At 57.3% G+C, this 9,456-nt stretch carries 7 protein-coding genes; all 7 read right to left on the bottom strand.

From position 1 onward, the window contains the following. Positions 1–296 precede the first annotated feature (296 nt). The 7 genes from WH299_RS17385 to nusA all read right to left on the bottom strand — a co-directional run bounded on the left by WH299_RS17385 (position 297) and on the right by nusA (position 9,414). Positions 297–917: a BON domain-containing protein gene (locus WH299_RS17385; RefSeq protein WP_028617968.1), complete on the bottom strand. Its 621-nt coding sequence runs from the start codon at positions 915–917 to the stop codon at positions 297–299. 294 nt (positions 918–1,211) lie between these two features. After that, the gene (gene pnp / locus WH299_RS17380; protein ID WP_016976826.1) at positions 1,212–3,317 is read right to left on the bottom strand and encodes a polyribonucleotide nucleotidyltransferase; all 2,106 of its coding nucleotides are present in this window, start codon (positions 3,315–3,317) and stop codon (positions 1,212–1,214) included. A 195-nt stretch (positions 3,318–3,512) separates the two neighbouring features. Further along, the gene (rpsO, locus tag WH299_RS17375) at positions 3,513–3,782 is read right to left on the bottom strand and encodes a 30S ribosomal protein S15 (RefSeq protein WP_003177875.1); all 270 of its coding nucleotides are present in this window, start codon (positions 3,780–3,782) and stop codon (positions 3,513–3,515) included. Between the two features lie 115 nt (positions 3,783–3,897). Continuing rightward, positions 3,898–4,815: a tRNA pseudouridine(55) synthase TruB gene (truB, locus tag WH299_RS17370; protein WP_016976825.1), complete on the bottom strand. Its 918-nt coding sequence runs from the start codon at positions 4,813–4,815 to the stop codon at positions 3,898–3,900. Between the two features lie 3 nt (positions 4,816–4,818). Next, complete coding sequence (gene rbfA, locus WH299_RS17365; RefSeq protein ID WP_016973761.1) at positions 4,819–5,214, bottom strand: 30S ribosome-binding factor RbfA; 396 nt, start codon at positions 5,212–5,214, stop codon at positions 4,819–4,821. A gap of 159 nt (positions 5,215–5,373) precedes the next feature. Further along, on the bottom strand, positions 5,374–7,905 hold the full coding sequence (gene infB / locus WH299_RS17360; RefSeq protein ID WP_122728090.1) for a translation initiation factor IF-2: 2,532 nt from the start codon (positions 7,903–7,905) through the stop codon (positions 5,374–5,376). Between the two features lie 27 nt (positions 7,906–7,932). Continuing rightward, positions 7,933–9,414 carry a transcription termination factor NusA gene (nusA, locus tag WH299_RS17355; protein WP_025857112.1) on the bottom strand — a complete coding sequence of 494 codons (1,482 nt, stop codon included), beginning with the start codon at positions 9,412–9,414 and terminating at the stop codon, positions 7,933–7,935. Between the last annotated feature and the right edge of the window lie 42 nt (positions 9,415–9,456).

Raw genomic sequence — 9,456 nt, 5'->3', positions numbered from 1 at the left:
AAAACACACCCAACCAAAACACAAATTGGGGGCGGGGGCTGGCCCGCCAAGGCGGTGGGTCAGTCGACGAATCTGTCAACTGACACTGCCCCTTCGCGGGCAAGCCCGCTCCCACATTTGAATCTCATACCTGTAACGTTTGTATTCCAGCCCAGAATAGAACAGGCCCCGACACAAGTGCCGGGGCCTGTAATGACCACATCCGTGTGGTCGGTCGCATGAACTCCAGAGGTGCATCAGGTGGATATCTAACTCACCCTAAGCCGCCGCCATTCGGTTCAGACGAAACGGGTGCGTTACTCTGCTTTCAGGCCGTCGGCCGATACAGCTTTAACGCCTTTGATTTTCTTGGTGATGTTCACCGCGGTAGTTTTCTGAGCTTCAGTGACCGCTGCGGTCGAAGACAGGGACACTACGCCTTTGTTGGTTTCGACTTTGATGTCAGTACCAGGAATGCCTTTCTCGGTTACCAGATCAGCTTTGACTTTGGTGGTGATCCAAGTATCCGAAGTGGACTCTTTAGCGCTAGCAGCTGCGCCCTTGGTTTTATCGATACCATCAGCTTTGGTTGCGCCGCCAGCCAGTAGGCCATCAGCAGAAACAGCAGTGACACCCTTGATTTTCTTGGTGATGGCTACAGCGGTCGCTTTTTGCGAGTCCGAAATAGCGACTTCGGAGGACAGGGAAACCACGCCTTTGTTGGTTTCAACCTTGATGTCCGAACCAGGAATACCTTTCTCGGTCAGCAGGTCAGCTTTCACTTTGGTGGTGATCCAGGTATCCGAGGTGGACTCTTTAGCCTTGGTCACTTCACCGGCCGCCAGCGTCATAGGGGCTTGGGAAGTCTGAGCAAAGGCTACGTTAGCACCCATGGCCAGGGTCAGAGCGGTAGCAGTAGCGAGAGCGAACTTCTTCATACGAGTAACTCCTGTTTTATTAAAAGTCTGCAGTACGTAAACCTTGATGCTGCAGCGTTAACAGGAATATTGCAGGCAGTGTGCCAAGTTTGATGAGCCCATAAAACTCATATAAAACAACAAGTTATAAAAGCGCGCAATTTTCGGAATCGTGCAAGTTGCATGAATACCATCGTGGCTGCATGCAAGTTGCGGCTTTTGGATTCAGCTAAACGGCTGATTTCCCGCTACTTTCCAGCGCCCATAAAAAAAGGACTCCGAAGAGTCCCTTTTTCAGCTGAAAGCTCGGGGGGTTTAAACGCCCGAAGCTTTGGCTGCTGCTACGTCCTTGATGGACAGCTTGATACGGCCGCGGTTGTCCACGTCCAGTACCAGCACTTCCACTTCCTGGCCTTCCTTCAGGATGTCGGTCACTTTCTCAACGCGAGCGTCGCTCAGCATGGAGATGTGAACCAGACCGTCCTTGCCCGGCAGGATGTTGACGAATGCGCCGAAGTCGACGATGCGCTCAACCTTACCGACGTAGATCTTGCCGATCTCGGCCTCAGCAGTGATGCCCAGAACGCGCTGACGTGCTGCTTCAGCCGCTTCCTTGGTTTCGCCGAAGATCTTGATCGAGCCATCGTCTTCGATGTCGATCGAAGCCTTGGTTTCTTCACAGATCGCACGGATAGTCGCGCCGCCTTTACCGATGACATCACGGATTTTGTCGGTGTCGATTTTCATCGCGATCATGGTCGGAGCATTTTCCGACAGTTCGGTGCGGGACTGACCAATGATCTGGTTCATCTGACCGAGAATGTTCAGGCGCGCTTCCAGGGCTTGGCCCAGGGCGATTTCCATGATTTCTTCGGTGATGCCTTTGATCTTGATGTCCATCTGCAGCGCGGTCACACCTTTGGCGGTACCGGCTACTTTGAAGTCCATGTCGCCCAGGTGGTCTTCGTCGCCCAGGATGTCGGTCAGGATGGCGAACTTCTCGCCTTCTTTAACCAGGCCCATGGCGATACCGGCAACCGGCGCCTTCATCGGCACACCCGCGTCCATCAGTGCCAGGGAAGCACCGCAAACGGAAGCCATGGAGCTGGAACCGTTGGACTCGGTGATTTCCGACACAACACGGATGGTGTACGGGAACACGTCAGCTGCAGGCAGCATCGCGGCGATCGAACGACGGGCCAGACGGCCGTGACCGATTTCGCGACGACCAGCACCACCCATGCGACCACACTCGCCCACCGAGAACGGAGGGAAGTTGTAGTGCAGCATGAACGGGTCTTTTTTCTCGCCTTCCAGGGTGTCCAGCAGTTGTGCGTCACGGGCGGTGCCCAGGGTCGCGACTACCAGAGCCTGGGTTTCACCACGGGTGAACAGCGCCGAACCGTGAGTCTTCGGCAGAACGCCGACTTCGATGTTCAGCGGACGTACGGTACGGGTGTCGCGACCGTCGATACGTGGCTTGCCGTTAACGATGTTTTCGCGAACGGTGCGGTATTCGATTTCACCGAAAGCCGCTTTGACGTCGCTGGAGGAAGGCTGGCCTTCTTCACCGGACAGCTTGGCCACAACCTGATCCTTCAGCTCGCCCAGGCGAGCGTAACGGTCGGCCTTGACGGTGATGGTGTAGGCGTCGGAGATGGCAGCGCCGAACTCGGAGCGGATAGCGCCCAGCAGTTCGGTCGCTTCAGCTTGTGGAGCCCAGGTCCAGGTTGGCTTGGCAGCTTCGGCAGCCAGCTCGGTGACGGCCTTGATGACAGCCTGGAACTCGTCGTGGGCGAACAGTACGGCACCCAGCATCTGGTCTTCGGTCAGCTCTTTGGCTTCCGATTCAACCATCAACACGGCTTCCGAGGTACCGGCTACAACCATGTCCAGGCTCGAAGCTTTCTGTTGCTCGTAAGTCGGGTTCAGCAGATAGCCGGTGCTTTCGTGGAAAGCAACGCGGGCAGCGCCGATCGGGCCATCGAAAGGAATGCCGGAGATGGCCAGGGCAGCCGAAGTACCGATCATCGCAGCGATGTCCGGATCGGTCTTTTTGCTGGTGGAAACGACGGTGCAGACAACCTGCACTTCGTTCATGAAGCCTTCTGGGAACAGCGGACGGATCGGACGGTCGATCAGTCGGGAAGTCAGGGTTTCTTTCTCGGAAGGACGGCCTTCACGCTTGAAGAAACCGCCAGGGATCTTACCGGCAGCGTAAGTCTTTTCCTGGTAGTGAACGGACAGAGGGAAGAAGCCTTTGCTCGGGTCAGCGGTCTTGGCGCCAACTACAGTCACCAGAACGGTAACGTCGTCGTCAACGGTAACCAGCACTGCGCCGGAGGCTTGACGGGCGATACGGCCTGTCTCGAGGGTAACGGTCGACTGACCGAACTGGAATTTTTTAATAACCGGGTTCACGGTGTCCTACCTTCTTTGTGGCTCTTGGGGGAACTTGTCTTCTTGCGAAATTCTTGGGCAATGTCGGGAATCGGCCCGAACCTGGTCCAGGGTAAAACGTGTATCCAGATAAAACTTGAGGCTGGGAGCCTACCATGAGCCAGCGGGAATCCCACTGGCACACGGCAGACAACCAACCTCTAGCGCAATCGCTTATTAGCGACGCAGACCCAGGCGACCGATCAGAGTCTGATAACGACCCAGATCCTTGCCTTTCAGGTAGTCCAGCAGCTTACGGCGCTGGTTTACCATGCGGATCAGACCACGACGGGAGTGGTGATCTTTACCGTTGGCCTTGAAGTGACCTTGCAGCTTGTTGATGTTGTGGGTCAGCAGTGCAACTTGCACTTCTGGCGAACCAGTGTCACCAACAGCTTGCTGATAGTCAGCAACGATTTGTGCTTTTTCTTGAACGTCGAGAGCCATGAGGCAATCCTTTTTTCAGGAAACCACCCAAAGGGCAGTTTCAACAGGCCAGGGACAAATCCCTGTATCTAAAAATGAGTAGTGACCGTGCCTGTTAACAGCCACCCTCGTCCGGTCATTCTGACCGAATCAGTCGACGCGGCGCGATGCGCCCGTCTTCGCTCACTTCACCGATACCGATGAAGCGACCATTATGATCCTGTACCCGCACCATGCCGAACTTGGGGGCATCCGGGGCACGTACCGGCTGGCCGTTGAGCCAGTAGAACGCGCTGTGCTCCGAGAAGTGCAGCAATGGCCAATCCAGCAAACCGCTGTCCGATGGCATCAGGAAGCGATCAACCGCTTCGTTGCCGCCTTCGGCGTGTACGGCTTCCAACTCTTCCAGCGTGACCGTCTGGGCCAGGCTGAAAGGGCCGGCCTGGGTGCGTCGCAGTTCTGCAACGTACGCACCGCAACCGAGCTTTTCACCGATATCTTCCACGAGGGTACGGATATAGGTGCCTTTGCTGCAGTCCACGGCCAGGCGGGCAGTGTCGCCTTCACAGGCGAGCAGTTCCAAGCGCGCAATAGTAACAGAACGCGGTTCGCGCTCCACTACTTCGCCCGCACGTGCCAGCTTGTAAAGAGGCTGGCCATCACGCTTGAGCGCCGAGTACATCGGCGGTATCTGACTGATTTGCCCACGAAAACCCGGTAAAGCGGCTTCAATATCTGCACGACCAACGGTCACATCGCGAACCTGCAGAACATCACCTTCGGCGTCGGCCGTGGTGGTGGTCTTGCCCAATTGCATCAGGGTTTCGTAACCCTTGTCGGAATCGAGCAGGTATTGCGAAAACTTGGTGGCCTCGCCAAAGCACAATGGCAGTACACCGGTGGCCAAAGGATCGAGGCTGCCGGTGTGCCCGGCCTTTTCGGCGTTGAGCAGCCAGCGGACCTTCTGCAACGCGGCATTGGAGGTAAAGCCAATGGGCTTGTCGAGCAGGATTATGCCGCTGACGTTGCGACGGATACGTTTGACCTGAGCCACCGCTTACTCCTTGGCGTCTTCAGGTGTGGACGGATGCTGGCTGTCTTCAGCCACGGCGCGCTCGATCAATGCCGACAGGTGCGCACCCCGCACGACGCTTTCGTCGTAGTGGAAGTGCAACTGAGGAACACTGCGCAGCTTCATTTCACGGGCTAACTGCATGCGCAGGAAACCTGCGGCCGAGTTGAGCACCTTGATGCTTTGTGCGATTTCTTCGCTGCTGTCCTGCCCCATCACGGTGATGAAGATCTTGGCGTGACCCACGTCACGGCTCACTTCTACGGCGGTGATGGTGACCAGGCCAACGCGAGGGTCTTTGACTTCGCGACGGATCAGTTGGGCCAGCTCGCGCTGCATCTGATCGCCGATACGCTGGGTACGGCTGTATTCTTTTGCCATGTCTTGTTACCTGTTACTGCCACACGGTGAAACCCGTGAGGTCTGAAAGCGGCAAACGCCCGGCCTGACAAAAGCCAGACCGGGCGTTGCGTTTAGAGTCCGTACGCTGCGCGGGGCATTTGCATGCCCACACGCGGCGTGGCTCCGGAAGTGCGCGAGTTAGAGGCTGCGAGCAACCTGAACCTTCTCGTAGACTTCGATCTTGTCGCCAGGCTTGACGTCGTTGTAGCTCTTGACGCCGATACCGCATTCCATGCCGGCACGCACTTCGGAAGCGTCATCCTTGAAGCGGCGCAGGGATTCCAGCTCGCCTTCGAAGATAACGATGTCTTCACGCAGTACACGGATTGGACGGTTACGGTGCACAGTACCTTCGATAACCATGCAACCGGCGATCGCGCCGAATTTCGGCGAGCGGAACACGTCACGCACCTCGGCAACACCCAGGATGTTCTCCCGGACATCGCTGCCAAGCATGCCGGTAAGGGCTTTCTTGACGTCTTCGATGATGTCGTAGATGACGTTGTAGTAACGCATGTCCAGGCCTTCCTGCTCGACGATCTTCCGTGCGCCAGCATCGGCACGCACGTTGAAGCCAAACAGTACAGCGTTGGAAGCCAGTGCCAGGTTGGCGTCGGATTCGGTGATACCACCTACGCCACCGCCTACAACACGCACTTGCACTTCGTCGTTACCCAGGCCATTCAAGGCGCCGTTCAACGCTTCGAGGGAACCACGGACGTCAGATTTGAGGACGATGTTGAGCGTCTTCTTCTCTGCCTGGCCCATGTTTTCGAAGATGTTTTCCAGCTTGCCGGCGTGAGCGCGAGCCAGTTTGACTTCGCGGAACTTGCCTTGACGGAACAGAGCCACTTCACGGGCTTTCTTCTCGTCGGACAGCACGCTCATCTCGTCGCCAGCGTCCGGGGTACCGTCCAGGCCGAGGATCTCGACAGGGATGGAAGGACCAGCTTCCTTGATTGGCTTGCCGTTCTCGTCGAGCATGGCACGTACACGGCCATAGTTCGAACCGACCAGCACCATGTCGCCTTGGCGCAGGGTACCGTCTTGAACCAGAACGGTTGCAACCGGGCCACGACCTTTGTCGAGACGCGATTCAACCACAACACCGCGACCTGGAGCCGATGGAGTTGCTTTCAGTTCGAGTACTTCAGCTTGCAGCAGGACCGCTTCGAGCAGTTCGTCTACACCGGTACCGACTTTCGCCGAAACCGAAACGAATGGCGTATCACCGCCCCACTCTTCGGAAGTCACGCCGTGAACCGACAGTTCGCTACGGATGCGATCGAGATCAGCGCCCGGCTTGTCGATTTTGTTCACTGCAACAACCAGTGGAACACCCGCAGCCTTGGCGTGCTGGACCGCTTCAATGGTCTGCGGCATTACGCCGTCGTCCGCTGCAACTACCAGGATCACGATGTCAGTTGCCTTGGCACCACGGGCACGCATTGCGGTAAACGCGGCGTGACCAGGGGTGTCGAGGAAAGTGACCATGCCGCGTTCGGTTTCAACGTGGTACGCACCGATGTGCTGGGTGATACCACCGGCTTCGCCAGCAGCTACCTTGGCACGACGGATATAGTCGAGCAGGGAAGTCTTACCATGGTCAACGTGGCCCATTACGGTCACAACTGGCGCACGGGAGAACGTCTCACCTTCAAACTTCAGGGACTCGGCCAGGGAATCTTCCAGGGCAGTGTCGCTGACCAGGGTCACTTTGTGGCCCAGCTCTTCGGCTACCAGTTGAGCAGTTTCCTGATCAAGCACCTGGTTGATGGTCGCTGGGGTACCCAGTTTGAACATGAACTTGATGATTTCAGCAGCCTTGACCGACATCTGATTGGCGAGATCGCCAACAGTGATGGTCTCGCCGATCTGCACATCACGCACGACAGGGCCGGTTGGGCTCTGGAAACCGTGGGCGTTGCGTTTTTTCAGCTTGGCCTTGCCGCGACCACCACGACGGAAGCTATCGCTTTCTTCGTCGGTAGTACGTGGGGCAACGCGTGGAGCAGGCGCTTTCTCTTTGACCGAGGCGCGATGCGGAGCGTTTTTGCGCTCGCCATCACCACCGCCACTGCGACGATTGTTATCGTCGGCACGTGGTTTGTCCGGACGGCGCTGTTCGTTCTGCTTGTTGCGAACGTCTGCAGACGGTGCTGGAGCGGCAGCCACAACCGGTGCGCTTTCACGCACAGGTTCGGCGGCCGCGGCAGGAGCCGCGACTGCGTCGTTGGTAGCAGATTGCGCAGCAGCAGGCTGGCGACGCGCTTCTTCTTCGGCGCGACGCTTGGCTTCTTCTTCAGCCTTCTGACGTGCAGCATTTTCTACTGCGCGACGTTCTTCCAGTTCGCGTTTGCGCTCGGCTTCGATTTCTTCCGGGCTGCGCTGTACGAAGACTTTCTTCTTGCGTACTTCAACGCTGATGCTCTTGCTACCAGCAACACGCAGGGTGCTGGTGGTTTTGCGCTGCAATGTAATCTTGCGCGGTTCTTCCACTTTCGCCTTGTGGCTGCTTTTCAAGTGAGTCAGCAAAGACTGCTTCTCACTGTCGCTCACACCTTCGTCGGCGGCGGTGTGCGGCAGACCTGCCTCACGCATCTGCTGCAACAGGCGCTCTACCGGTGTTTTGACCTCATCGGCCAGTTGTTTCACCGTGACTTGCGTCATGCACTTCTCTCCTCAGGCCGCGCCTAGTTACTCGAACCAATGGGCTCGGGCGGCCATGATCAACTTGCCGGCACGATCATCGTCAATGCCGTCGATGTCGAGCAGATCGTCAATAGACTGCTCGGCCAGGTCTTCGCGGGTAATTACGCCGCGCACCGCCAGTTCCATCGCCAAATCCTTGTCCATACCCTCAAGCGAGAGCAGGTCTTCGGCCGGATGGGCGTCTGCCAGCTTTTCCTCAGTAGCGATGGCTTTAGTCAACAAACGATCCTTGGCCCGAGCGCGAAGCTCGTTGACGGTGTCTTCGTCAAAGCCGTCGATGTTGAGCATTTCTTCCAACGGTACGTAGGCAATCTCTTCCAGGCTGGTGAAGCCTTCATCTACCAGCACCTGTGCCAGGTCTTCATCGACTTCGAGCTCTTCGATGAAGTTGCGCAGGATGTCACCGGTTTCTGCTTGCTGCTTAGCCTGGATGTCCGATTCGGTCATCACGTTCAGGGTCCAGCCGGTCAGTTGGCTGGCCAGACGCACGTTCTGACCACCACGACCAATGGCCTGAGCCAGATTGTCTGCGCCAACGGCGATGTCCATTGCATGGGCATCCTCGTCAACGATAATTGCCGCCACTTCAGCCGGCGACATGGCGTTGATTACGAACTGCGCCGGGTTATCGTCCCACAGGACGATGTCCACACGCTCACCACCCAATTCGCCCGACACTGCCTGGACGCGCGAACCGCGCATACCGATGCAAGCGCCTTGCGGGTCGATGCGTTTGTCCTTGGAGCGGACCGCGATCTTGGCACGCGAGCCCGGGTCGCGGGACGCAGCCATGACTTCGATCAGGCCTTCGGCGATTTCCGGCACTTCGATACGGAACAGCTCGATCAGCATTTCCGGCGCGGTACGCGACAGGATCAACTGAGGGCCGCGGTTCTCGGTGCGGATTTCCTTGAGCAGCGCACGCAGACGCACGCCGACACGGAAGGTTTCGCGAGAGATGATGTCTTCGCGGGCCAGCAACGCTTCGGCGTTGTTGCCCAGGTCGACGATCACGTTGTCGCGGGTGACTTTTTTCACGGTGCCGGAGATGATTTCACCCAGGCGCTCGCGATAAGCGTCAACGACTTGAGCGCGCTCGGCTTCGCGAACCTTCTGCACGATGACCTGTTTGGCGGTCTGTGCAGCAATACGGCCGAATTCGATCGATTCGATCTTTTCTTCGACGACATCACCGACCTTGGCACCAGGATGCGTTTCGGCAACCTTGCTTGGCCAGGTTTCGATGGCCGGATCATCAAGATCGGCTTCTTCGACGACCGTCCAGCGACGGAAAGTCTCATAGGCACCGGTGTGGCGGTTGATTTCCACACGCAGATCAACTTCGTCTTCAAAACGCTTTTTGGTAGCAGTGGCCAGGGCCAGCTCCAGCGCTTCAAAAATCACGTTTGCCGGTACGCCCTTTTCATTGGATACCGACTCAACAACCAGCAGTACTTCTTTGCTCATCGTACGCCTCGCCTTTCGCAAGCCATTGGATCCGCGGGATCC

The organism is Pseudomonas sp. MYb541, from assembly GCF_037479595.1.
In the GTDB taxonomy this organism is placed as follows: Bacteria; Pseudomonadota; Gammaproteobacteria; order Pseudomonadales; family Pseudomonadaceae; genus Aquipseudomonas; species Aquipseudomonas canadensis.
The sequence above is the reverse complement of the archived record's forward strand: the minus strand, read 5'-3'. Positions and strand labels throughout refer to the sequence as shown.